Genomic DNA, 23014 nt, shown 5'->3' on the forward strand with positions numbered 1-23014 from the left:
ATGAATAAAGATTATTCCTTAGACAATTTACCTGAAATTGCGACAGAATTGTTAAAAGTTGCAGCTCATAAAACTTTATTGTTTTATGGTGAAATGGGTGCAGGAAAAACAACACTTATTAAACAAATTTGTAAAGTTTTATCTGTAGAAGATAATATCTCCTCTCCTACTTTTTCGTTGGTAAATGAATATGAAACTTCTTCCGGAGAAAAAGTTTTTCACTTTGATTTTTATAGAATTACAGATGAAGAAGAGGCGCTAGATATGGGTATTGAAGATTACTTATATAATAATACTTGGTGTCTTATAGAATGGCCACAGAATGTCGAAAATTTATTACCTTTAGATGCTGTTGAAATTCATTTATCAATTTTAGAAAATGGGCAACGCAACATTCAACTAAAATAACCAACTATGAGTTCATTTTCTCCGTTTAGTAAAGAAGAATTAATTCCTCAAGAAGAAAAATTAGAAATTAAAAAACAAAAAGGAGAACTTTTTATAGGTTTGCCAAAAGAAGCTTATCTAAGTGAAAAAAGAGTTTGTTTAACTCCTGATGCAGTTGGAGCATTAACAGCAAACGGTCATCGAATTGTTATTGAAACGGGTGCTGGGGACGGAGCAAATTTTACAGATAAAGAATATTCTGATGCTGGTGCTAAAATTTCTTATAACGTAGAAGAAGCTTTTAAATGCAATATTATTTTAAAAGTTGCACCGCCTACAGAAAATGAAATAGCTTACATCAATCCGCAAGCTATTTTAATTTCTTCACTTCAATTAAAAACGCAATCAAAAAAATATTTTGAATGCTTAGCAAAAAAGAAAATTACAGCCATTGCTTTCGATTATATAAAGGATGAGCATGATTCTTATCCTATTGTAAAATCGTTAAGCGAAATTGCTGGTACTGCTTCTATTTTAATTGCGGGCGAATTAATGAGTGGCGTTAATAAAGGTAACGGTTTATTATTTGGTAATATTGGTGGTGTACCGCCAACTAGTGTTGTTATTTTTGGTGCAGGAACTGTAGGTGAATATGCAGCAAGAACTGCCATTGGTTTAGGTGCAAGAGTTAAAGTATTTGATAACTCGATTAGTAAATTAAGAAAATTACAAGATTGTTTAAACTCTCCTATTTATACATCGACTTTACAACCAAAATCTGTTTCTAAGGCTTTAATGCGATGCGATGTTGCAATTGGTGCTATTCGAGGTAAAAGCAGATCGCCAATTTGTGCCACAGAAGATATGGTAGAAAAAATGAAAGAAGGTGCCGTTGTTGTAGATGTAAGTATCGATCGAGGTGGTTGTTTTGAAACTTCGAATGTTACAACGCATCAAACACCAACATTTGTAAGACATGGCGTTATACATTATTGTGTACCAAATATTCCTGCAAGATATGCAAGAACAGCATCTGTATCTATTAGTAATATCTTTACGCCTTATTTATTAAATATTGCAGAAGAAGGAGGTTTTGAGAATACAGCTAGGTTTGATAAAAGTTTAAGAAATGGTATGTATTTTTACCACGGAATTTTAACAAACAAAACAGTTGCAGATTGGTTCGATTTACCTTTTAGAGATATTAATCTTTTAATAATGTAACGTTTTTATTGATGTTTTATTCTATTAAAATAAAGTAGATCAATTTGAATAAATACATACAAAAAAACTAAATTTGCATTTCTAAAATTTTAGCATGTTAGCAAAAAGAATTTTTTATTATTTAGTTGGATTAACTTTAGGTTCTATTGGTGTATATTTTTTCGGCAAAAGAAAAATGCTAGTTTCGATTATGGTATGGATGCCGTAACATTAAAAACAATCAGAATAAAAAAGCGTCTTTTTTCTGATGAAGCTAAAAATGCGATGCTAAAATTTGATATTGACACACTTAAAATATCTACAATTTTAGAAAATGGTGACGTAGATTTTGGTAAAGGAAAACCTGGACAAAAACCATGTGCAGAATATTTTGTTACAGGTAAAAAAGAGTTAGAGAAAGTAAGTTTAATAGTAAAAAGATGTGATTCTACTTCAACTATACAAAAGGTTATAGTTAATTAAATTTATTTTTTATATTTATCATACAAGCCTATTCCGTTTAGAATTAATGGTTTTATTTTATCCAATCTATTTTGTTTAGTTGTTTCTTTTTTTGCTGATAAAATATGTTCACAAAACTCTCTTTTCTTTGCTATAGTAAAACTATTAAATTTTTCGGCTAGTATTTTATCACTTGAGAATGCAGAAGCCAATATGGTAGGTACTGCTAAAGGTTTTGTATTTCTTTTTGGCTTAATCTCTTTGCCAGCTTCTGAATTTGAAATTGCTTCTAAAATATAAGTTTTAATGATTTCTGGTTGAATTTCATTTGAATTATAAAACCTCATTTGGCGCATTGCTTTTGTTTTATCTTCTTGTGCATTTACAAGTAAATTAGCTTCATCTTTTAAAAATACGCCGTTATGAAACCAAATTCCGCAATAGTTTTTAAAAGCAGCAAAACCTAAAATATTTTTACCCTTATAAATATAGGCCGGAATTCCCCACTTTATATCTTCATCTAAAGGGAGTTTTAAAAGAATTGCTCTTATAGTTTCTAATTCTTTTTTCCAGTTTGATTTACCGTTAATATAAGAAGTAACATTTGCAGGCATTATTTAACATTTAAGTTATAATGTTCTTCAATTTTATCTACATTTTTTATAGTTTTCTTTACCCAATCGAAATAGATATTATTTTTCTCTTTTTCACTCAATTTCCAATCTAAATTAGAATTTCTAAGTTTTGTAGTTACATCTTGTAAAATAATTGCCGCAGCTACAGATATATTTAGACTTTCTGTAAAACCAACCATAGGTATTTTTAAAAAACCATCAGCAGTATCCATAACATAATCAGAAACACCTTCTGCCTCTACTCCGAAAACAAATGCAGATTTTTTTGTAATGTCAAAATCATGCAATAGACAAGAATCGTTGTGTGGAGTTGTTGCAATAATTTGATAACCTTGTTCTTTTAAACCGTTTAAACAAGTTTTTGTATTATCACCATCGTTTCTATATCTATATTGATTTAACCATTTTTGAGAACCTTTAGCAACATGTCTAGAAACACTATTATTATATTTATTCTCTATGGTATGAACATCTTGAATTCCAAAAATATCACAAGTTCTTACAACTGCACTTGCATTATGAGGCTGATATATATCCTCTAAAACAACAGTAAAGTGGCGAGTTCTTTCTTCAAGAACTTTTTTAAATAATAATTTTCTTTTTTCTGTTAAAAAAGTTTCGAAATATTGTAATAATTTATCATCAATCATAATTACAAACTTAAAATTATTATTTTTAGGTTTCAATAACTATTACTAAAAATAATAAAAATCTATACTATTGAAAAATTTGGTTGTATTAACTGGTGCAGGCATTTCTGCAGAAAGTGGCATTAATACATTTAGAGATGCTGATGGTTTATGGGAAGGTCATAACATAATGGAAGTTGCTTCACCTAAAGGATTTAATGAAAACCCTGAATTAGTTTTAGAATTTTACAACAAAAGAAGAAAGCAATTATTAGAAGTTTTACCGAATAAAGCACACTTTAATTTAGTTGAATTAGAACAATATTTTAATGTAAATATTGTAACACAAAATGTAGATGATTTACATGAAAGAGCTGGTAGTTCTGATGTTTTACACCTACATGGCGAATTGTTAAAAGTAAGAAGCACTTTAAACGAAAACTATGTTATTGAATGGAAAAAAGATTTAAATCTTGGCGATTTATGTCCTAAGAAAAGCCAGTTAAGGCCTCATATTGTTTGGTTCGGAGAAATGGTGCCATTGTTAGAAACTGCTATTAAAATTGTAGAAAAAGCAGATGTTTTAGTAATTATTGGTACTTCTATGCAAGTTTATCCTGCGGCTAGTTTAATAGATTTTGTAAAATCAAATACGCTAATATATTTTATAGATCCTAAACCTTCTGTATCAAACAAAAAATTTAAACAATTAGAAATTATTGAAGATGTTGCAAGTTCTGGAACCGATAAATTATTAAAACTATTAAAAGAAATTAGATAATTTCGGGAACACTAGCTTTATAAATTTCTACATGTTTAGATGTTTCAATTTTATAATCTGTATTTGCATTTATCAAAATACATTCTCCTTTATCTAAATCTACAATAAAAGAATTATCTTTTATTGTAGCATTTCCTTCTAAAGCAATTAAAATTTCTATTGAATTAGATGTTTTATGATAAGTAATAGAATCATCCAAGGAAATTTTACTTAATTCGAAATCAATTGCCTTTGTTTTAAATACTGTTTCACCGTTTTGAGAATTGAAATTTCCTTTTAATATTTCTGGAATGGTTTCTTCAAATTTTGTATTCTTAATAAGTTCATCAACATCGATATGTTTAGATGTTAACCCTGCTCTTAAAACATTGTCTGAATTCGCCATTAATTCAATGTTTTTTCCTTCTAAATATGCATGTGGTACACCTGCATCTTGAAAAACAGCTTCGCCTTTAGAAACATTTAAAATATTGAAAAAGTAAATAGAAAAAATACCCTTATCAATATCTTTATTAGATTTACCGTGAATTGATTTAGCAGCCCAATAAGCAGGAGATGCTTTATCTAATGTATTATTTACATATTTAGGTAGAATTCTATCAACTAAAGGTTGTAAAATATTATTTACTTCGTTTTGAGAGTAATTCATTACTAATTTATACAAACCAGCAAAACCTTTATCTAAGAAAATTTCCTTTAAAAAGTTTAGTTCTTTAGTATGCTCTAAATTTTTTATTAGTTTATTTCTTTCTAAAAATCCGTGTAATAACCAAAAATCACTAAGCGCTACCATTATTTCTGGTTTATGATTTTTGTCTTTATAATTTCTATTTTTAGCGGTTAATGGTATTCCTTTACTTTCTTCTAAATTAAAACCATTAATGGCTGCTTCTATTGAAGGGTGAACTTGAATAGAAAGCATATTATTAACATCTAAGACTTTAAAAAGAAATGGTAATTTTCCAAATTTAGAGGTTACATCTTTACCTAAACTATCCGTTAAATTTTCCGCTATGAATTTATCCAGTAAGATATTTTCATTTTCTGTGATAACTTCTGATGGAGCTTTTATATGAGCGCCCATCCAATATTCTGCATAAGTAGTATTTTCTTTGATATTTTCTGAAACTAAATTAGGAATGAAACTAGTACCACCCCAATCATAATTTTGAACTTTACCTTTTAATTTGAAAATTTTTCTCATTTTTAATATCGAATATTTACTGTAATTGGTATTTTACAACTTGTTGTAAATCATATAGTTTTCTAAACAAAACTCTTTGATCAGTTTCTTTTTTTAGAAAATCTTTTATATTTAATTTTGAAATTTTTTTAAAGATTTTTTGCTTTAAAAAAGAAATATTTTTTGAATATAAAATTAATCCTAATTCTTCATCTTTAGATAAAAATCTAGCACCAGCTTTTATAGCAAGCATTTCTTTTTTTGCTTTTTTAAATCTAATATAGAAATATCACAATCAGATTGTTCTTTAAACTTATAAAGCAAATCTAATATATTTTGCACATTTCCGTTCTTAACAAGGCAAATTTTTACTTTTTTATTAAAACAAGGTTTTATTAAAACCTCTTTATCAATTTTTGATTTTTCATCAAAAACGATAACTAAACCATTTCTCATAATTAATTAAAATTTAATTTTTTATGAGAAAGTCCCTACTCTTTCTCTACTTAATTTGTACTATTTATTTTCTATAGTGCCATTTTATTTGCGCTAATTGCCCAACAATTTTAACAGAGTCTTTCATCGAAAGTTTAGAACCATCTGCATGAATCCATCTTTTTAAAGGTTGCTCACAAAGAATTTCTTTCGCTTTATCTAATCCAAAGTGTAATGTTATTCTTCTAAAAATTTCTACATCAAAAATCCATTGAGTAACAAACTTTTCACCAAAAGAGATGTCTATTACATCTTTATGAAATATTTTGGCACCACATTGTGTGTCTTTAAAGTCCATTTTTAGAATATTTCTAATTATATAGTTAATAGTTAAACTAATAATCTTTCTTGCAGATTCTTTTGTAATGTTTGCACCCATTCTACTAATTCTAGAACCGCTAACAATTTTGTAATTGGAGTTTTCTATAGTTTTAACCAAATCATCAAAATCTGATAAATCTGTAGACAAATCAGCGTCTAAAAAACCAATATAATCTAAATCTTCTTGTTTGGCCATATGTAACATACCTTGCCTTACAGCTTCTGCTTTACCTCCGTTTTTTTCACAATCGTAAACTGTTATAAAGTCTTCTCTACCTTTTCTAAGTTCATTTAAAACTTCTAGCGTTTTATCTGTACTACCATCATTTACAAAACATAAATGATACCTGAATGCTTTTTTATATAGTCTGTAAATTCGGTACTAAAAAGTCTTTTTTCTTCATTATAACAAGGAATTACAACACCTACGCATCTTTCTTGAATAATTGTATTTTTAAAAGTCTTTTTAGGCCCGTTATTTTCTGGCACACCTATTAAATTCTTGGCCCTTAAACAAACTTCAGTTAAACTTAATGGCTTCTTCATGTAATCGTTAGCACCAAGTTCAAAACCTTCTGTAATCATATCATCATCTGTATTTCCGGAAAGAATCATTATTGGTGTTTTAGGCTTGTTAGAATTTCTAATGTGTTTTACAATTTCTAAACCAGATATTGTAGGCATATTTATATCTACAATTACTAAATCTGGTTGAAAAGAATTAAATAATTCGATTCCTTTACGACCATCAGTTTCTGTAATTACTTCGTATCCTATTTCTTTAAGTCTGTTTTCTAAAGGAATTAGAACTAATTTCTGATCATCAATAGCAAGTATTTTCATAGTTGAGTTTATTTTGTAAAAACGATTACACAAATGTACTTTTGTTTTCTTTTGTTTTTTTATTGATACTAAAGGTAAATATCTTTAGATGAATGGTTTGTTAGTAAAGTTAAATAAAAAAACTAACCTTAAAAATTTTTATATTTACATTATTATAAGTTATAAATAGTTAATGAAAGAGAAGTCTAATAAATATTTAATTACAGCGATATTACTTGCCATTGTTTTTCATGGCTCTTCTATATTTTTTACACTAGAAACAACTTATGATGCATTAATTCATTTATTTTTTGCAGATCATTATGCAAATGGATGGTTTGAACCATGGAACTACAAATGGTATACAGGCTTTACTGTACAAAGTTATCCGCCATTAGTCCATCAAACAATTGGTGCTTTATCTTTAATTGGTGGTTTAAAGTTTGGATTATTTACAGTTGCAATAATTGCAATCATTTTATTTGTAACGGGTTCTTATAGGTATTCCTTATTAATTACTTCTAATAGAACTGTTGCAGGTTACGCATCTGTTTTGGCTGTTTTTTCTTCTTCTTTTGTAGAAACACTGCATATTTTTGGCCAATTACCAAGTATAGTTGGTGTTTCGATATTAATGCACGCGTTGCCGGAAATTTATTTATGGTTAAAAACGGGTAAATATAAATTCTTTTTCACATCACTTTCATTAATTTCTGTAACAGTAACATCACATCACGTTACTCCTATTTTCGGAATGCTATTTTTTATTTTTCCGTTGATTGGAACTGTAATTATGGATGTTGCTCGAGAAGAAGTAGATTCTTATAAAGAAGTTAAATTTTCGTTATTTATAAAAACATTTTTTAAGCAGTTAAAAAAGAATATGGCTTTTGGGCTATCTGCATTATTTTTAATTGTTTTCTGTATTTTTCCATATTGGTTAAACTCGAAGAAGAATCCTATTACCCAAGTTCCTATTCCGCATGGTTCTAGAGATAGTTTTATAGAAGTTACATCTTCTGGTTTGGTGTTTTTTACAATTCCGTGGGGATTGTTATTATTTATTTTACCTTATATTTTTTATAGATATTATAGTAAAAGATACTTGTTTTTTGGTTTATCTTTTACAATGTTGGTAATTTTAGGTACTGGTGGTACAACACCAATTCCTAAGATGATTTTAGGTGAAACCGCCTTTAATATTTTAACGTTAGACAGATTTACACTTTGGGGTTCTATAATGTCGATTCCCATTTTTGGAGAATTTATATATCGATTTGTAGAAGGAGATTTAAAAGAATTAATACAGCGAAAATTTGGCGCTGTTTACCATCGTTTAATTGGTGGTATTTTAGCATCTATGTATGTTGCAATTGTAATTTTTACAATGAATTTAGGATATTTTAGACCTTCTCAACCGCAGAAAATTAAAATGCTACCAATTGTAAATTTTTTGAGCCAAGATTCTCATGATCATTGGCGCTATTTAACTTTAGGGTTTGGCGACCAAATGGCTTGGTTAGCAGCACAAACAAATGCAATGAGTGTAGACGGGAATTATCATTCTGCAAGACGACTACCAGAGCTAACTACAAGACCAATAGAACGTTTAGAAAATTCAAAATTTAAAGGTGTTGCTGGTATTGGATCTTTACAGCAATTTTTAACAACACCAGAAAAATACAATTTAAAGTATATTTTTTCTAATGATAAATTTTACGATCCGGTTTTATTTTTCTGCGGATGGCAACGTTTATCTCAATTAGAAAACGGAATTATGGTTTGGGAAAAGTTAAATGTACCGCCAGTTTCATCAATTTTACCTAAAGAAGATGTGCCTGCTTGGGTAAAAATAATTTGGGGTACAATTCCGTTTTTAACAGTTCTAATTGCATTTATGTTTAATGTGCAGTCTTTATTTGTAAATAGTTTAAAAACAAGGGTAAAACCAAAACCAGCATATTTTAAATTTCAGAATAACTACACCAAATTTTCTAGTTTGGTATTAAAATCTTTACATATTTGGGCTGTTATTATGATTATTGTTATTTCATATGCATGTTACATGTTTTACATTAAAAATGATACCCAAAGGTCTCCGTGAAAATGTTGTAAAAGCATATTACGATGCTATAGATTTTAAAGAATTAAATAAAAGTTATGGTTATATAGATCCGGAAGGAGACATGTCTAGAGCGCAATATCTTTTAGAAATTTCTGTAACAGATGGTTTGTTAAGTTCTTACGCAAAATTAGATGCAATTACTGCCGATGTTATAAAAGAAACAGACAGTTTAGCCACTTTAAATGTAGAAACAAAATGGATAACTCCATTAGAAAAATTATCAAAATTAGAATACAGAACAGCTGTTAAGAGAAAAGGAAAATGGTATATAAAAGCAACAAAAAAATCGATAGATTTACCACCAGATCAACTATATTTTAAAAATGTAACAGGTTATTTTAATCAAGGAAGAAGAAGAATAACCACAGAACAAACACATCATGAAGATGTTTTAAAACAACCTGTTTTAGAAATAGTTTCTGCAAAATTAATTAAGTTTAATAAACGTTATTCTATAATTGGTGAAGTACAAAATATAGACAATGTACCTACGGATGTGGTTTTAAAAGGAACACTTTATAACGACGATAATAAAGAGCTTGCAACCTATAATGCAAAGCATATTTTGAAGCATAAATTGATGCCAAAAGAAATAAGTGCTTTCAGAATAAATTTTGAAGGAATTGCGTGGTCAAAAACAAAAGATTCTATTCCTAAAACATTTAATCCAGATGAATTTACACCAATAGAATTGAGTGAACAACCAACTAAATTTAATTTACAAGCGGCTGGTAATACGTCAAATTCAGATTTGTTTAAAGATATTGTATTAAGTGATGTAGAAATTACTCAAAATAATATTAGCGGAACTTTATTTAATAGCGGAATTCAAGAAATTACGATACCGCAATTAATAATTACTTTTTATAATGAAGATAAAGAGATGATTTGGGTTGATAATCTATTTTTAAAAGAAGGAATACGTCAAGAAAGAAAACTGCCTTTTAATTATCAAATACCGTAGAAAATCCAACAATAAAAACCATTAGCGACGATATGAGTTTTTGTTTTGTAAATGGTTTGCCAAATGAAGATATTGCTTTTAAAATAATACCTAAAAGAATTGAAAATCATACATTTGGAAAACTACAAAAAGTAGAACATTCTTTGTTTAGTTATGTAAGAATAGAATTGAATATGTATATCGGTAATCCTAAATAATGCAGAAAAAACAACATTTAATATTACTAATTATTTATTTTTTAACTCTTTGCGTAAATGCACAAGAAACAAATTCCGCAGGTAAAGTTTCTCTACTTACAACGCAAAAAGAGTTTCGTGTTTCTGATGAGATTTTTTTAGATTTTGATGTAAAAGATTCAAAAAATTTTAATCTTTATTGCTCTAATAGTTATGGTTCTTCGATGATTTATCCTGATAAAAATGATGGTAAGGTAACATTTAGAATCCCTACATTCTTATCAAAAAAAGAGGACTTTTAACATGGAAAACGATAGGTTTAGAAACTAATATTTCGGTAGTTTATTTGTGAATTCTTTGCAACAGCCCAAAACTATAGAAACGTATTTAGGCCCGCCAAGTATAGACGCGGGTGCAATAGATTACACAATGTTAGTTGTAATACCTACAGATAGTTTAGACAATCCTATAAAAGATAATAGTAAAGTTGATGTAAAAAATCAGTTCTTAAAATCAGAAAGAAGTACCCCAATTTTTACAGATAAATTAATAGGTTACAAAAATATTTATTCTCCTTTAAAAAGTGGTAGAATGATTATTTCATCAGAATCTTACGGTTTAAATTCAAAAGAATTTGATGTAAATATAATGCCTGCAATTGCTACCAATTTTAAAATCTATGCAAAAAGAAATCATGAATATGCAGACGGAAATCAAATAACAACCTTTTATACATCAGTAATAAAAGACCGTCTTAATAATGTAATTATAGATGGTAGTTTTATAGAGTTTTACATTACTAATAAAAAAGGAAACATATTAAAAACTACTGGTACAACAATAAATGGTGTAGCACATGCGAAAATTATTCATCCAGATTTTGAAGAAAATTGGAGCGTAAAAGCGTATTCTATCGGTATTTCCGAAAGTAATGTTATAAATCTTAAGTTTAAGAAAGTAATAGATAATTATGCTGTAGACTTTAATAATAACAATAGAACTATAAAAATAGGTCCTTTAGAGAGTTTTATGGGGCAAATTATACCAGACGGTTTAATTGTAAAACTGTTTATTTATAAGGATAAAAAATTGATAGAAACTATATTTAGAGAATCTAAAGCTGGTTTTGCAGAATTTAATTTAAATCCGAATATTTTTGAGGACGGAATTTATGATTTCAAAACAAAAACTGCAGGTATAGAAAAAGAATTTAACGGTTTAAAAGTATGGTAAAAACTAATAGAAAAATAATTAGAGGCGTCTTAATGCTTACATATGTAATTATTATTGGTGTACTATTATTTTTAGTAAGTTCTTTATACAGCTTCTTAAATACCGGTGCAGACAGAAGTAAAATGTTGCATACAGAGGTTAAGAAAATAGATCAATATTTACCAAAAGTTACTTGGAAAGATGACGGAAATGAAGGTAGAAAAATTAGCGATCAGAAAGTAAAATCTGTAGAAAATGATTATTTGGATGCTTGGTATGTAAAACATATTGCATACAAAACAAACACAAGAGTTGGTATAGAAGATTATTTTACAGAAAGTGCAAGAACTAATATTTACAGCATTTTAGATTACAATAAGAAAAATAATATTACAGTAGAATCTACAACATTAAAGCATAATTTAGATATCGAATTTTTTAGTGAAGATGGGCAGTTATTGGTTTTAACAGATACAGATGCGTTAGAATATAAAAAAGTTTTTAAAGACAATGAGTTAATTTTAGAAACTACAGAGGTTAATACGTATAGATATATTTTATTACTAGAAGATGGTTTTTGGCGAATAAGACATATGGTTAAAGAAAACTCTAAACCATATCAACCAGAAAATACCACAGCAACATTAGCCTATAATGATATAAAAGGAATCAACTATTATCCGCAAGCAACACCTTGGGATATGTTTGGTGAAGATTATGATATTTCTATTATTGATAATGATTTTAAAATTATAGAAGATGCTGGTTTAAATACTATAAGAATTTTTGTTCAATATGAAGATTTTGGTAAAGCAAACGTAGATTACAACAAAATTTTAAAATTAAAAGAAGTATTGGATGTTGCTAAAAAGAATAATTTAAAAGCAGTTGTTACTTTGTTTGATTTTTATGGTAATTATGATGTGTTAGATTGGACTTTAAATCATAGGCATGCTGAAAAAATTGTATCTGCAATTAAAGATCATGAAGCTTTATTAGCTTGGGATATAAAAAATGAACCAAACTTAGATTTTGATTCAAGAGGAAAAGAAAATGTTGTTGGTTGGTTAAATTTTATGATTGATTTAATTAAAGATATAGACAAAGTTCACCCTGTAACAGTTGGTTGGTCTAACACAGAAAGTGCTACAATATTAAAAGATAAACTAGATATTATTTCGTTTCACTATTACGAAGATAAAGAGAAGTTTGAAAGTGATTTCTTAACTTTAAAGCTTAATATACCTAACAAGCCAATTGTTTTGCAAGAATTTGGATTGTCTTCTTATAGTGGAATTTGGAGACCTTTTGCAAGTTCTGAAGAAAAACAAGCAAACTATTATGCAGAAATGCAAAAAGTCCTGACAAAGAATAATATTTCTTTTATGTCATGGACTTTATATGATTTTGATAATGTGCCTAAAGAAGTTTTAGGTCGCTTACCTTGGCGAACAAATCCGCAGAAAAAATTTGGTTTTATAAATAGTTTAGGTGAAAAGAAACTTTCGTTTAAACATATTACTAACTAAAATTATTTCTTTGATTCTATAATTTTCTTAAATTCTTCTAAATAAATGTCTGTAATTCTTCCCATAGGAAATGCCGTTGCAGCTTTGTAGTTTGTTTCTCCTAATTCTTTTCTATACTCATCATTAGTTACAATTGCTTTAATAGCCTTTGCTAAACTTGGCACGCTTTCTGGTTCAAAAACTCTCCTCTATAACCCTCGTCAATTATCAAGGTTGCTAAATCACCTAAATTTGGCATTACCACTGCTCTACCATAACTTCCGGCTTGATGTAAAACACCGTAACTACCTGTTGTAGATGTATACGGAAAAACAACTACTGCACTTTCTGTAAATAAAGGTGCTACTTCTACTTCTTCTACATAACCAGTAAAAGTAAGTTGTGGTACATTTTGGTATTTCTTTTTAACACTATCTAAATAACCTGGTACATTTGGATTGTCTGTACCTGCAATAACAATTTCTAAATCTAAACCTGTTTGACTTCTTACAATTTCTACTGCCTCTATCATAGATTCTACTTTTTTGTAAGTACCAAATTTACCAAAAGTCATTATTTTCATTGGTCCTTCAGGTAATTCTTGAGATGGATTTTCTGGAATTTCAAAAGTTCCGTGAGGAATCATTTTAACGGAATCTTTCTTATACTTATTTTTTAACGTAACTACATATTTATCCATAGTAACAGCTACTAAATCTGCTTTTAAGATTAATCTTGTTAACGATGTACCAATAAAATTATAAACTTTTTGAGCAATTTTATTAGAAGTAAAACCTGCACTTTCTAAATCTACTTGTTCTAAAATATTATGCAGTAAAACAATAGTAGGTATATTTTTTATTTTACAAACCCATGGTAAAGTTAGGCCAAGTGCAGCAGCAACTTTTTTATCACCAAACTTCATAAACTGTAAATTATACAAAATTGCATCTGGTTTTGTTTGGTTTATAGCTTTTGTTACATTTAAAACATTTGTATAGCTATTAAATTTCCAACATTCTTTTACAGTTATTTTACAACCATCTTCTTCAAAGTCTAAATCCTTGTCATCATTAGTAACATCTGTTAAAAGAATTAATTCTGTAATTTTTTCTTTAAGTCTAAAACTTTTTACCAAATGATATGCATATTCATTTAAAGTTACTTTACTTGGCGGATAAGCGGTTACAATTGCTAATTTCATATTCTTTCTTTTTAATAGTACAAATTTCTTTATTTTTTCTTTTAATTTTTAACGAACTACGTTGAAATACAGTTATCTATAGATAATTGTAAAATTCGCTTAGATATTATTCTTTTGTGATCTCTTCAATTTTTTTTGACTTAACAGAATCTTTAAAAAGAAAAAGCTTAACTGTACAAATAATAATAAAACCATTGCTATAATTTGTACATGAACAACCTGCTCTAAAGAATCATGAAAAAGTATAACTAAAACTATTTGTAACATTCCGAAAATACCAGATAAAACTACAGGTACATACTTGTCTAAAGATAAATAATAATATGCGAAGATGTTAGAAATCGCAAAAATACCAGTAGCAGATGCATATTTCCATAATAGATTAGAAATTGATAGGTATTCGCTTCCAAATAATATTTTTATAATTTCATCAGGAAAGAAAAAGCAACTTACCACAATAGTTGCAGCAATTACAGCAATATAAGTTACATATTTTAAAAGTATTGGTAACGTATCTTTTCCTTCTTTTTTTAATTGTACAACAGTTGGTAAAAGCAACATTACAAACATCCATGCAATAAAGTATACTACTCTACCTATTAAAGCTAAAGAAGCATATAAACCAGCCTCATAAGACTCAAAATAATGTTTTACTAATAAAATATCACTATTGTTTATAATAATCTGTGTAAGCTCATAAAATGCTGTAATGATAAAAAAGTTTTTTACTAATTTTTTGTTGGCAGTATCTAAAACAAATTTTTTAGATAAAGAAAAATTGCTGGTTCTAAAAGGCAAAAGTCCGAAAATGAATGAGAAAAATATACCAATTGCAATTATTAAAGAAGAATCAATATCTAATAAATATAATAAAGTAAAAGTTAACAACAGTCTACTAATCATTTCTGATTGATACGTGATAGACAATGACTTAAGTTCTTGTTTTCCTTGAAAAACACCTCTATTTACGCTCATTAAAAAATAAAAAGGAACGCCAATTCCGAAAATAACAAACATTGTAGAAGATGTAGTTCTAAAAAAGCTTTGTAATTGTAATGAAAAAACTACTATTAAAATTGCCAAAAAAACACCAGTAAATAGCGCATTCTTATATATTTTAGAAATAAAACCACTAAATACAGAATCTTCGAAAAGTACAGAGAACTTTGCCGTTACCAATTGAAAAGTCATGGCAACAAAAGATAGTACTAATAGAAAAGTGATTAAAATAGCTGCATCAGCAAATTTTTCTGGACCTAATACTCTTCCTAAAACCAAGTTATATAAGTAATTACCACCATTTACTAGTAGTACACTTAACATAAACAATTGTTCTGGTTTTATACCTTTTTTTACAAATCTAATTAATGCTTGCATAGTTTGGGTTTCTTTTAAGCGATTTTCATTTCCTGAAAATAGTCATAAATTTCTTTACAACCATAGCCTTCTACAGAAAATAACATATTGTTTATATGAGACTTATCTAAAAAATTATAAATTGTTAGTAATCCTAATTTATCAATTTCTTTAATATTATTAATGTTAATAATTATTTGCTTAGATCTAATTTTATCAAAAAAAGAAATAAAATAAGGAACCGTTTCAGAATTAATTTTTCCTTTTAAATAAAATTTATTGTCTTTTTTTGAAATTTCTAATGGCATTATCTTTATTTTTATGTTAATAATGCTGTAAATATCTTTTAGTTCTATTAAAATGAGTAGATTTAATCGTTCAATTACAATTTTATGCCGTTTAAAAGAATATTTTTATTCTTTAAATTACAATCAAAACAGGTTAGATATGAAATATATTTTTACTACACTTTTTTGTGTATTCTTTTTTAGTTTAAATACTTTATGTCAAGACATGAAAGAAGGTTTTACGTATTTAGAAACCGGAAAATATAAAAAAGCAGAAGTTTTTTTAATGAAGTTTTAAAAGATTATCCAACAAATAAAACTGCTAGATTATGTTATGGTCGTGCTGTAGGTTTAAATGGAAATTCAGCTAAAGCAGTTGGAATCTTTACAGATTTATTAAAAGATTATCCTGCCGATTTTGAAGTGAAATTAAATTATGCAGAATCATTATTATGGAGTAAAAACTATAAAGATGCAAAGGTATATTATGAAAAGTTATTGCAAGAAAATGATAAAAGCTTTGCAGCTTTATTAGGTTACGCAAATACACTGTCTAATTTAAAAGAATATGAAAATGCTCTTATTAATGTTGATAAAGCTTTGGCAGTTTCTCCTGGAAATAACAATGCATTAGTTTCAAAAAAGTACATGAGACTAGGCTTGTCGAGTGCTAAAGTAAAAACCCAAGAATATAAAAAAGCAGAAGCTTTATTAAAAGAAAACCTAGTTACTTTTAAAAATGACAAAGAAACTTTATTAAATCTTGCAAACTTATATTTAATTTCTAACCAAACAGATAAAGCGAAAGAAACTTATGAAATTATTGGAGAAAATCCTGCAGATTTATTAACTTCTTTAAACGGTATTGCTCTATCGTATCATTTAGCAGAAGATGATAAAACTGCTTTAAAAATTAGTGAGAAATCGTTAAATAGCATCAAAGAGAATACATCAAAAACATTAAAAAATCAGACAATAGAAAGATATATTCAGGCATTAATTTGGAATAAAAAATATTCTGCTGCAGAAAATGAAATTCAAAAATTATTAGAAAATAATTCTACTCTAGAAAATTGGATATTATCACTTAGAGCAACTTTAAATATTTATAAAAGTGATTTTAAGAAAAGTATAGCCGATTATAATTCAATTTTACAAAAAGATAGCGCTTCTTTTGATGGAAACCTAGGAAAAGCAAATGCTTTAAAAGCTTCGGATATTACAAAAAGGCTTATAAAAGTGCAGAAAACACTCTTACGTTTTATGATGATCAAAAAGATGCAAAAAACTTTATAAAACAATTAGATTTAAGCTTTACGCCACATTTAGAAACAAAATATTCATATTCTTATGATAACGGAAACAACAAAGCCAATGCATTTGATTTTAAAACGGAAATTCCTTTTTCTACAAAATTCAAGATACTTGCAAATTACAATTACAGAACAACAAAGAATAGTGTAACTGCAGTAGAAGCAACAACTAATAATATATTGTTAGGTGCCTCTTATCAACTTTTGAATAATTTAACTTTAAAAGCTAATTTTGGTGCTACAAAATCAGAATCAGCACAAGAAAGTTACACACAATTATTAACAGATATTTCTTTAAACATAAAGCCTTTTAAACTACAAAACTTAGAGATTGGCTACAAAAGAGATATTCAGAATTTTAACGCTGCTTTATTAAATGATCAAATTGTACAGAATAATATTATTGCAAATTATAGTTTAAACACTAATTTTAATTTAGGTTGGTTTACCCAATATTATTATACTTGGCAGAGTGATGAAAATTCTAGAAATTTATTATTTACTTCTTTATATTATAATATTTTTTCAAAACCATCAGTAAAAGCAGGTGTAAATTATCAAAATATATCATTTAAAGAAAAAGAGGTAACTATTTTAGTCCAAGTAAATTTAATGCCGTAGAATTATTTATAAACTTGATAAAAGATGAAACCGCAGCAAAGAATAAAGAATGGTTTTATGGTTTAACCGCAGCAACTGGTTTGCAGTATATTGAAGATGATGATAGTTTAAGTACTTATAGAATCGACGCAAAATTAGGATACAAGTTTTCTGACCGAGCTTTGATAAACATTTATGGTTTACAAAGTAACATTGCTTCTGCAGTAGCAACAGCAGGTTCTACAGGATTTACTTACACAGAATTTGGTTTAAGATTTAAATGGATTTTTCTAAAAAAACCGATTTATAAAAAGTAAAGGCAAAAAAACTAACTCTCACCTTTACTATTTTCCACTATATGTTTTAATTTTAATTTATTATAAATGTCCCCGAAAAGGTTTTACCTTTTTCGTCCTTTAATAAATATTTATATTGACCATTTTTTAAATTTGGCGCTTTATAAGTTGCTCGCAATTGAGTACTATCTGTATCTATTTTTTTAGTATCTACTACTCTACCTAAAGAATCATACACTTGTAAAATTATATATGAAGAACTAGAAGATAATACCATGGTTGTATTGCTAGAAAACGGATTAGGATAATTAAATGGTTTTGCGTTTGAGTTTTTTAACTGTTCTTCTTGATTTAATACTGTAATTGAAGTGAAAGACAAATCATTAACTTCTATATCAAAAGGCACAAAGTTTGTATAATCTCCTATAACAGAAAAAACAATTGTTTTAATATTAGTAACTACAGCAGAATTACCATTGGCATCTTTAAAATCAGAAAAAGGAATACTAAAATTTCTTAATTCTGATGTTGCTGGTATTGAGTATCTTAATCTATTATCCCAAGTTCTGCCATCTTCCTGCATTATTACAATTTCTACAGGTTTATTATTTATTGATGCAAAATTTACAAAACTATAGTTTTTTACGTCTAAAGTTTGATCTCTTGGTAAAAGATGTCTAAATAGATTTACGTTTCCTTTAACTTCTCCGGTTACAGATGCATTTCTATCAACTTTATGAGCTTTTTCTGAATTACTTTTATTTTTAACGTTTATTTTAAAGTTGTTGATAGTTGCATATTCATTCAAATAATCCAACCCCCAAGGGCCATCTGCTAAATATAAAGCATCTTTTTGAACAGAATTGTTAGTTTGCAAAGTAAAACCGATGTCAAATAAAATACCTGTTTCAATTTGTAATACTTCAGTATAAGCACCGAGATAAAGCAATAGTTTTAGATGTTTTTTTATGCTTGTAAATTTCTGTAGCTGCTATATTACTATTTAGAATAACAGCAGTTTCACTAGTTTTATTAATAATAATTAATTTTAATAGTCCGTTTGCATAAGAACCAGACTTTACAAATACATTGGGAATTATATCTTTGTTTTTTAAACTTTTTAAACCGTTTAGTCGGGTTTGTTTATCAATAATAAAATTAGCAATAAACTCTACTTGTAAATAAGAACTTCCCCATATTTGAAAATTCTGATATTTTCCTGTAGGATATTGATCTCTATTCCAAAAACTAAATAATTCGTTTTCATTAGTATTTTCTCTTATAGAAAAATTCAAACTATATTCAATTTTTCCGTTAGCTCTTTTTATTTTAGAACAAATAATTTGATGCCCTCTTGTTTCTAAAATAGTAATGTCTTCTAACGAATCATTATAAAATCTATCGTATATTACTTTTGAATGATCATATATATTCGCTTTTGTTTTTGATGCTAATACAGTAGAAACCTTTTTATTATTTTTATAATAGTCTACAATAAATATTTCATTTGCGTTTGCAGTAGTTAATAAATCTGACGGCTGAGAAATATTTGTAGTTTCCGAATTAAAGACACCAGTTTTTGGTAAATAATTAACTACGGAAGTGGTATTTTTATGTAAAGATCCTTCATTAGAAATAAAATTGTCTAAACTATTTTTATTCTGTGCATTTATCGAGGTAATTGCAGTAGAAATTAATATTAGTAACAATTTTTTCATGATATAATTTTATACCACAAAAATAGTAATAAAGGTAAATTTGATATACTTTATTCGCTATTTACAACTAAACTATAGACCAAATATCAGTTTAGTTTAGATAAAAGATTACAATAAATCTAACCTTTTCATCAATTCAGGTCTTTTAGACCTACTAACAGGTACCACATCTTTCTTAATTAAAACACTATTATCTTCAATATCTATTATCTTTTTAATATTGATTATATAAGATCTATGAATTTTAAGGAATAGAGAATCTAGTAATTTTTCTTCTATTTTCTTTAATGTAGAATGTACAGTATAATCTTTATTTTCAGTTTTAATTTTAATGTAATCTCCCTTTGCTTCTATTAAATAAATACTAGGTAAATCTATTTTAATTAATCTTCTATCAATATTTACATAAAAGTCATTATCAATCTCATTATTAGAAGATTTTGGGTTGTTTTCTGATGTAGGTAATGAAGTAGTTAAAACCTTTTTATTAGCTTTATCTATCGATTTTTTAAAACGTTCTAACTCTAATGGTTTTAGTAAATAATCTATAATAAAATCATATTCAAAAGCTTCGATAGCAAATTGAGGATCTGAAGTTGTAAGTATTATTTTGGGAGGATTTTTAATGCTTTTGATAAAATCTAAACCATTAAAATCAGGCATATGAATATCTAAGAATATTAAATCTACAGCATTTTCATTTAAATATTTGATTGCTTGTAAAGCATTCGGAAAATCTTCTAGAACATTTAATTCTTTAACTTCATTGCATAAAGTTTTTAAAATGGTTCTAGCCATTTTTTCATCATCAATAATAATACAATTCATAAAAATTATAGAGTTTCTATATATTCAGAAATTGCTACAATTATTTTTTCGAAGTCTTCTTGACCATTAAAATTTAATTCTCGAAGATTGTGTTCGAATTTATTAGCAATTTCGTAACTTTTCTCAAGTCCCAAAATACTAATTTTATGTTTAACTCGGTGCACATTTTCTTCAATTTTTTTGAACTCACCTATTTTTACACTTTCATAGTAGTCTTTTTGCTCTTCAGGAAACTCAGTTTTGATTACATCTATAAGTTCTTTCTTAATAGATTCATCTCCTCTTGCTAGTTGATTTATATAATCTAAATTCGGTTTTTCCATATTTATTTCTTTAATGTAAAATAAAATGTAGTTTCTTTATCTTCAATAGATTCTATCCATATTTTACCGTTGTAAATATCTATAATTTTTTTTACAATTGGTAATCCTAATCCTGTAGAGTTGTTTTCATGATCTAATTTTTGAAATGTCTCAAAAACTTTATCAAAATAACGTTCTTTAATACCAAGTCCGTTATCTTTTACATAGAAATTAAAATAATTTTCATTTTCTTCAAAGCCAATTTTTATAATTTTTTCTTCTTTATCGTTATATTTTATTGCATTATCTAGCAAATTATAGAATAATTTTTCTAATCTAAATTTGTCACCGTAAACTGTAGGTAAATTATTAGGAACGGTTATTTTAATAGAATCAGATATTTTTAGTTGACCAATCAACTTTTTTAGAATTTCATTTAAATTAACTTTATAAAATTCTCCTTCCATTCTTCTAATGGTAGAGTACTCTAAAATACCACGTACTAAATTATCCATTTTTAATACGTTTTCTCTTATAATTTTTAAATTTTCTATTCCGTATGGTTCTAATGCTTCTTTATAATCTTCTTGCAACCAAGTGGCCATTGTCTCTATACTTTGTAATGGGGATTTTAAATCATGCGATACCATTTGGGCATAATCGTTCAACTCTTGATTTTGTAATTCTAAATCTTTTAAGAGTGCGTCTTTTTGATTATTAATTCGTATTATTTCTTTAGTTTGATTATCAATAAAATCTACAAGCGTTAACGAATCTGTTGTTTCTTCTGGTCTATCTCCCAATAAATTATAAGATTGTAATTGATCTATTACACCTTCTAATTTATTGATAACTTTTTTGAGAATTAGTTTCTTCTTTTAGTTTACTATTAACATTAAATAGTTCTTCAGAGCTAATTGTTGTAGCTCTTTGCAACATTACAAACTGCTCTTCGGATGTTTTGTATGATTTATTTATAGCATCTAAGAATGCATCTAAATCTTCACTTTCACGAAGTTCTTTAGGTAAGTATTTTCTGATTTGTCTTTTTAAAAGAGGATTCATTATTCGCTGATTAAAGTAATAGTCATTGTTTGATTGTGCAATTGACAATTACTTTCACCAATAAAAGGAGCAATTTCTCCGTATGAATATAATCCGGTTACAGTAGTAGTTTCACCTACAATTTCTATAACTTCTTCAACCTCTTCTTCTACTCTTTGATCTAATACTAATTTTCTACCAATACAACTTACCAGAATAGCTAATTCGGCTTGTTTTTTCTAATTTGTGATGCACTGATAGCGGCTTTTTCTGCAGCATTTACGATATTATCTACATTGGTCATCATTAATTGAACTTTTGAATTTTCAATAATGTCACCTGCTAAAATCATCGAATTATCATCTTCATTAATATTAATAATAGTTCTTACGATAGAATTTTTTTCTTTTTCAGACTTAACATTTAAAGGATATAACAAGGCTGCACTTGGCAATTCTTTAGATTTATCACCTAAATATTTTTTATAAAGATCTAACGCTGGTAAATTATCTAACTCATATAAAATATTCCCTTTAGATTTTGTTACTATTCTTTCAGGGCCAAAAGGCGTCCAACCACCATTAATAGAAAATGAAACTTCTAATGATTCGCCATATAAACCAATTGCTACCAATTCACCCTGTTTAGGGTTCTCATTATAAGAAGATACTGTTTTTTCAAATCTTGCATCATCACCACACAAAGCACCAGTAATTAAAAGATTATCATCTGTAGCGGCGTTCATACCATTAGTAAATTGACTTCCGTTTAAAAAACTACCTTCAGAAACCACAAAAATATACTTTAAATTCTTTGTGTTAAACTTACTAATTAAATCTTTACCAGCTTTAAAACTGTCGTAATGATCATCAATTTTGTTTTCATTTACATTGGCAGTTTTTATTTCAAAAGTACTTTTTTCAAATTCTATAGCTGTAATTGTAATTGTTTCTTCATCGATTGCATCAGAAGAAATATCACCACAAGAAGAACCAAATACAATATGTCCATCAGTAAACATTTCTTTAACTTCTTGGTAAATATTTTCATCTTCTAATAAAAAACGATTACCGAAAACAAGTACTAAGGGTTTTTTTAAACTAATATTTTCTGATAAATATTTCCAATTAGAATTTTTATTTTTTTTAATTGTACCGTTTTCA

At 27.4% G+C, this 23014-nt stretch carries 26 protein-coding genes and 3 pseudogenes; 12 read left to right on the plus strand and 17 right to left on the minus strand.

Annotated features, from left to right (window positions below; all coding sequences use genetic code 11):
* From tsaE to ACZ1HD_RS08365, 3 genes are all read left to right on the plus strand, one after another.
* Positions 1-408 (plus strand): tRNA (adenosine(37)-N6)-threonylcarbamoyltransferase complex ATPase subunit type 1 TsaE, encoded by a 408-nt coding sequence (tsaE, locus tag ACZ1HD_RS08355; protein ID WP_472689172.1) that lies wholly within the window; start codon positions 1-3, stop codon positions 406-408.
* Between the two features lie 6 nt (positions 409-414).
* A complete protein-coding gene (locus ACZ1HD_RS08360) occupies positions 415-1611 on the plus strand; it encodes an alanine dehydrogenase (RefSeq protein ID WP_077809321.1) in 1197 nt (398 codons plus the stop codon).
* Between the two features lie 195 nt (positions 1612-1806).
* The gene (locus ACZ1HD_RS08365; protein ID WP_472689173.1) at positions 1807-2073 is read left to right on the plus strand and encodes a DUF4258 domain-containing protein; all 267 of its coding nucleotides are present in this window, start codon (positions 1807-1809) and stop codon (positions 2071-2073) included.
* A gap of 2 nt (positions 2074-2075) precedes the next feature.
* Here ACZ1HD_RS08365 and ACZ1HD_RS08370 read toward each other — a convergent pair whose 3' ends face one another.
* The gene (locus ACZ1HD_RS08370; protein WP_472689174.1) at positions 2076-2666 is read right to left on the minus strand and encodes a YdeI/OmpD-associated family protein; all 591 of its coding nucleotides are present in this window, start codon (positions 2664-2666) and stop codon (positions 2076-2078) included.
* The gene (locus tag ACZ1HD_RS08375; protein ID WP_340933871.1) at positions 2666-3337 is read right to left on the minus strand and encodes a TrmH family RNA methyltransferase; all 672 of its coding nucleotides are present in this window, start codon (positions 3335-3337) and stop codon (positions 2666-2668) included. Before ACZ1HD_RS08375 ends, ACZ1HD_RS08370 begins: the two co-directional genes overlap by 1 nt.
* 70 nt (positions 3338-3407) lie before the next feature.
* Here ACZ1HD_RS08375 and ACZ1HD_RS08380 point away from each other — a divergent pair, with 70 nt between their 5' ends.
* Positions 3408-4097 carry an SIR2 family NAD-dependent protein deacylase gene (locus ACZ1HD_RS08380; protein ID WP_472689175.1) on the plus strand — a complete coding sequence of 230 codons (690 nt, stop codon included), beginning with the start codon at positions 3408-3410 and terminating at the stop codon, positions 4095-4097.
* Here ACZ1HD_RS08380 and manA read toward each other — a convergent pair.
* The 4 genes and pseudogenes from manA to ACZ1HD_RS08400 form a co-directional block, all read right to left on the minus strand.
* Positions 4090-5301, minus strand: a complete 1212-nt coding sequence (manA, locus tag ACZ1HD_RS08385) for a mannose-6-phosphate isomerase, class I (RefSeq protein ID WP_472689176.1) — start codon at positions 5299-5301, stop codon at positions 4090-4092. The two genes, ACZ1HD_RS08380 and manA, sit on opposite strands and share 8 nt — an antisense overlap.
* A 16-nt stretch (positions 5302-5317) precedes the next feature.
* Positions 5318-5533 (minus strand): hypothetical protein, encoded by a 216-nt coding sequence (locus tag ACZ1HD_RS08390; protein WP_472689177.1) that lies wholly within the window; start codon positions 5531-5533, stop codon positions 5318-5320.
* Positions 5521-5736: a hypothetical protein gene (locus tag ACZ1HD_RS08395; RefSeq protein ID WP_472689178.1), complete on the minus strand. Its 216-nt coding sequence runs from the start codon at positions 5734-5736 to the stop codon at positions 5521-5523. The genes ACZ1HD_RS08390 and ACZ1HD_RS08395 overlap by 13 nt, the downstream gene beginning before the upstream one ends.
* A gap of 64 nt (positions 5737-5800) precedes the next feature.
* Positions 5801-6939: pseudogene (locus ACZ1HD_RS08400) on the minus strand (response regulator).
* 172 nt (positions 6940-7111) lie between these two features.
* Here ACZ1HD_RS08400 and ACZ1HD_RS08405 point away from each other — a divergent pair.
* From ACZ1HD_RS08405 to ACZ1HD_RS08420, 4 genes and pseudogenes are all read left to right on the plus strand, one after another.
* A pseudogene (locus tag ACZ1HD_RS08405) lies at positions 7112-10204 on the plus strand (hypothetical protein).
* On the plus strand, positions 10204-10485 hold the full coding sequence (locus tag ACZ1HD_RS08410) for a hypothetical protein (RefSeq protein ID WP_472689179.1): 282 nt from the start codon (positions 10204-10206) through the stop codon (positions 10483-10485). Before ACZ1HD_RS08405 ends, ACZ1HD_RS08410 begins: the two are co-directional and overlap by 1 nt.
* Positions 10486-10531: 46 nt before the next feature.
* Positions 10532-11416, plus strand: coding sequence for a hypothetical protein (locus tag ACZ1HD_RS08415; RefSeq protein WP_472689180.1), 885 nt, complete (start codon positions 10532-10534; stop codon positions 11414-11416).
* A complete protein-coding gene (locus tag ACZ1HD_RS08420; RefSeq protein ID WP_472689181.1) occupies positions 11410-12924 on the plus strand; it encodes a glycoside hydrolase 5 family protein in 1515 nt (504 codons plus the stop codon). The genes ACZ1HD_RS08415 and ACZ1HD_RS08420 overlap by 7 nt, the downstream gene beginning before the upstream one ends.
* A 2-nt stretch (positions 12925-12926) precedes the next feature.
* Here ACZ1HD_RS08420 and ACZ1HD_RS08425 read toward each other — a convergent pair.
* The 3 genes and pseudogenes from ACZ1HD_RS08425 to ACZ1HD_RS08435 all read right to left on the minus strand — a co-directional run bounded on the left by ACZ1HD_RS08425 (position 12927) and on the right by ACZ1HD_RS08435 (position 15771).
* Positions 12927-14107, minus strand: a pseudogene (locus ACZ1HD_RS08425) (glycosyltransferase).
* A gap of 99 nt (positions 14108-14206) precedes the next feature.
* Positions 14207-15484, minus strand: a complete 1278-nt coding sequence (locus ACZ1HD_RS08430; RefSeq protein WP_472689182.1) for an oligosaccharide flippase family protein — start codon at positions 15482-15484, stop codon at positions 14207-14209.
* A gap of 14 nt (positions 15485-15498) precedes the next feature.
* Positions 15499-15771, minus strand: coding sequence for a hypothetical protein (locus ACZ1HD_RS08435; RefSeq protein WP_079738872.1), 273 nt, complete (start codon positions 15769-15771; stop codon positions 15499-15501).
* Between the two features lie 139 nt (positions 15772-15910).
* Here ACZ1HD_RS08435 and ACZ1HD_RS08440 point away from each other — a divergent pair, with 139 nt between their 5' ends.
* The 4 genes from ACZ1HD_RS08440 (at position 15911) to ACZ1HD_RS08455 (ending at position 17980) form a co-directional block, all read left to right on the plus strand.
* Positions 15911-16048, plus strand: coding sequence for a hypothetical protein (locus tag ACZ1HD_RS08440; RefSeq protein WP_472689183.1), 138 nt, complete (start codon positions 15911-15913; stop codon positions 16046-16048).
* A gap of 125 nt (positions 16049-16173) precedes the next feature.
* Positions 16174-17046 carry a tetratricopeptide repeat protein gene (locus tag ACZ1HD_RS08445; RefSeq protein ID WP_472689184.1) on the plus strand — a complete coding sequence of 291 codons (873 nt, stop codon included), beginning with the start codon at positions 16174-16176 and terminating at the stop codon, positions 17044-17046.
* A gap of 197 nt (positions 17047-17243) precedes the next feature.
* Positions 17244-17684 (plus strand): hypothetical protein, encoded by a 441-nt coding sequence (locus tag ACZ1HD_RS08450; RefSeq protein WP_472689185.1) that lies wholly within the window; start codon positions 17244-17246, stop codon positions 17682-17684.
* A gap of 14 nt (positions 17685-17698) precedes the next feature.
* Positions 17699-17980, plus strand: coding sequence for a hypothetical protein (locus ACZ1HD_RS08455; RefSeq protein WP_472689186.1), 282 nt, complete (start codon positions 17699-17701; stop codon positions 17978-17980).
* Between the two features lie 52 nt (positions 17981-18032).
* Here ACZ1HD_RS08455 and ACZ1HD_RS08460 read toward each other — a convergent pair whose 3' ends face one another.
* From ACZ1HD_RS08460 to ACZ1HD_RS08495, 8 genes are all read right to left on the minus strand, one after another.
* Positions 18033-18908, minus strand: a complete 876-nt coding sequence (locus ACZ1HD_RS08460) for a T9SS type A sorting domain-containing protein (RefSeq protein ID WP_472689187.1) — start codon at positions 18906-18908, stop codon at positions 18033-18035.
* Positions 18883-19677, minus strand: a complete 795-nt coding sequence (locus ACZ1HD_RS08465) for a hypothetical protein (RefSeq protein ID WP_472689188.1) — start codon at positions 19675-19677, stop codon at positions 18883-18885. The genes ACZ1HD_RS08460 and ACZ1HD_RS08465 overlap by 26 nt, the downstream gene beginning before the upstream one ends.
* 108 nt (positions 19678-19785) lie before the next feature.
* The gene (locus ACZ1HD_RS08470) at positions 19786-20505 is read right to left on the minus strand and encodes a LytR/AlgR family response regulator transcription factor (RefSeq protein ID WP_472689189.1); all 720 of its coding nucleotides are present in this window, start codon (positions 20503-20505) and stop codon (positions 19786-19788) included.
* 5 nt (positions 20506-20510) lie between these two features.
* The gene (locus tag ACZ1HD_RS08475) at positions 20511-20828 is read right to left on the minus strand and encodes an Hpt domain-containing protein (protein WP_472689190.1); all 318 of its coding nucleotides are present in this window, start codon (positions 20826-20828) and stop codon (positions 20511-20513) included.
* A 2-nt stretch (positions 20829-20830) separates the two neighbouring features.
* Positions 20831-21610 carry a sensor histidine kinase gene (locus ACZ1HD_RS08480; protein ID WP_472689191.1) on the minus strand — a complete coding sequence of 260 codons (780 nt, stop codon included), beginning with the start codon at positions 21608-21610 and terminating at the stop codon, positions 20831-20833.
* 40 nt (positions 21611-21650) lie between these two features.
* A complete protein-coding gene (locus tag ACZ1HD_RS08485; protein ID WP_472689192.1) occupies positions 21651-21872 on the minus strand; it encodes a hypothetical protein in 222 nt (73 codons plus the stop codon).
* Positions 21872-22069 (minus strand): FIST C-terminal domain-containing protein, encoded by a 198-nt coding sequence (locus ACZ1HD_RS08490; RefSeq protein WP_472689312.1) that lies wholly within the window; start codon positions 22067-22069, stop codon positions 21872-21874. The genes ACZ1HD_RS08485 and ACZ1HD_RS08490 overlap by 1 nt, the downstream gene beginning before the upstream one ends.
* 2 nt (positions 22070-22071) lie before the next feature.
* On the minus strand, positions 22072-23001 hold the full coding sequence (locus ACZ1HD_RS08495; protein WP_472689313.1) for an FIST signal transduction protein: 930 nt from the start codon (positions 22999-23001) through the stop codon (positions 22072-22074).
* Between the last annotated feature and the right edge of the window lie 13 nt (positions 23002-23014).

The organism is Polaribacter sp. HA6-7 (assembly GCF_055693625.1).

Coding starts and splice junctions, on each gene's coding strand:
- tsaE (WP_472689172.1), top strand. CDS start 1: ATGAATAAAGATTATTCCTTAGACAATTTACCTGAAATTGCGACAGAA.
- ACZ1HD_RS08360 (WP_077809321.1), top strand. CDS start 415: ATGAGTTCATTTTCTCCGTTTAGTAAAGAAGAATTAATTCCTCAAGAA.
- ACZ1HD_RS08365 (WP_472689173.1), top strand. CDS start 1,807: ATGGATGCCGTAACATTAAAAACAATCAGAATAAAAAAGCGTCTTTTT.
- ACZ1HD_RS08370 (WP_472689174.1), bottom strand. CDS start 2,666: ATGCCTGCAAATGTTACTTCTTATATTAACGGTAAATCAAACTGGAAA.
- ACZ1HD_RS08375 (WP_340933871.1), bottom strand. CDS start 3,337: ATGATTGATGATAAATTATTACAATATTTCGAAACTTTTTTAACAGAA.
- manA (WP_472689176.1), bottom strand. CDS start 5,301: ATGAGAAAAATTTTCAAATTAAAAGGTAAAGTTCAAAATTATGATTGG.
- ACZ1HD_RS08390 (WP_472689177.1), bottom strand. CDS start 5,533: ATGCTTGCTATAAAAGCTGGTGCTAGATTTTTATCTAAAGATGAAGAA.
- ACZ1HD_RS08395 (WP_472689178.1), bottom strand. CDS start 5,736: ATGAGAAATGGTTTAGTTATCGTTTTTGATGAAAAATCAAAAATTGAT.
- ACZ1HD_RS08410 (WP_472689179.1), top strand. CDS start 10,204: ATGCAGAAAAAACAACATTTAATATTACTAATTATTTATTTTTTAACT.
- ACZ1HD_RS08420 (WP_472689181.1), top strand. CDS start 11,410: ATGGTAAAAACTAATAGAAAAATAATTAGAGGCGTCTTAATGCTTACA.
- ACZ1HD_RS08430 (WP_472689182.1), bottom strand. CDS start 15,484: ATGCAAGCATTAATTAGATTTGTAAAAAAAGGTATAAAACCAGAACAA.
- ACZ1HD_RS08435 (WP_079738872.1), bottom strand. CDS start 15,771: ATGCCATTAGAAATTTCAAAAAAAGACAATAAATTTTATTTAAAAGGA.
- ACZ1HD_RS08440 (WP_472689183.1), top strand. CDS start 15,911: ATGAAATATATTTTTACTACACTTTTTTGTGTATTCTTTTTTAGTTTA.
- ACZ1HD_RS08465 (WP_472689188.1), bottom strand. CDS start 19,677: ATGAAAAAATTGTTACTAATATTAATTTCTACTGCAATTACCTCGATA.
- ACZ1HD_RS08470 (WP_472689189.1), bottom strand. CDS start 20,505: ATGAATTGTATTATTATTGATGATGAAAAAATGGCTAGAACCATTTTA.
- ACZ1HD_RS08475 (WP_472689190.1), bottom strand. CDS start 20,828: ATGGAAAAACCGAATTTAGATTATATAAATCAACTAGCAAGAGGAGAT.
- ACZ1HD_RS08485 (WP_472689192.1), bottom strand. CDS start 21,872: ATGAATCCTCTTTTAAAAAGACAAATCAGAAAATACTTACCTAAAGAA.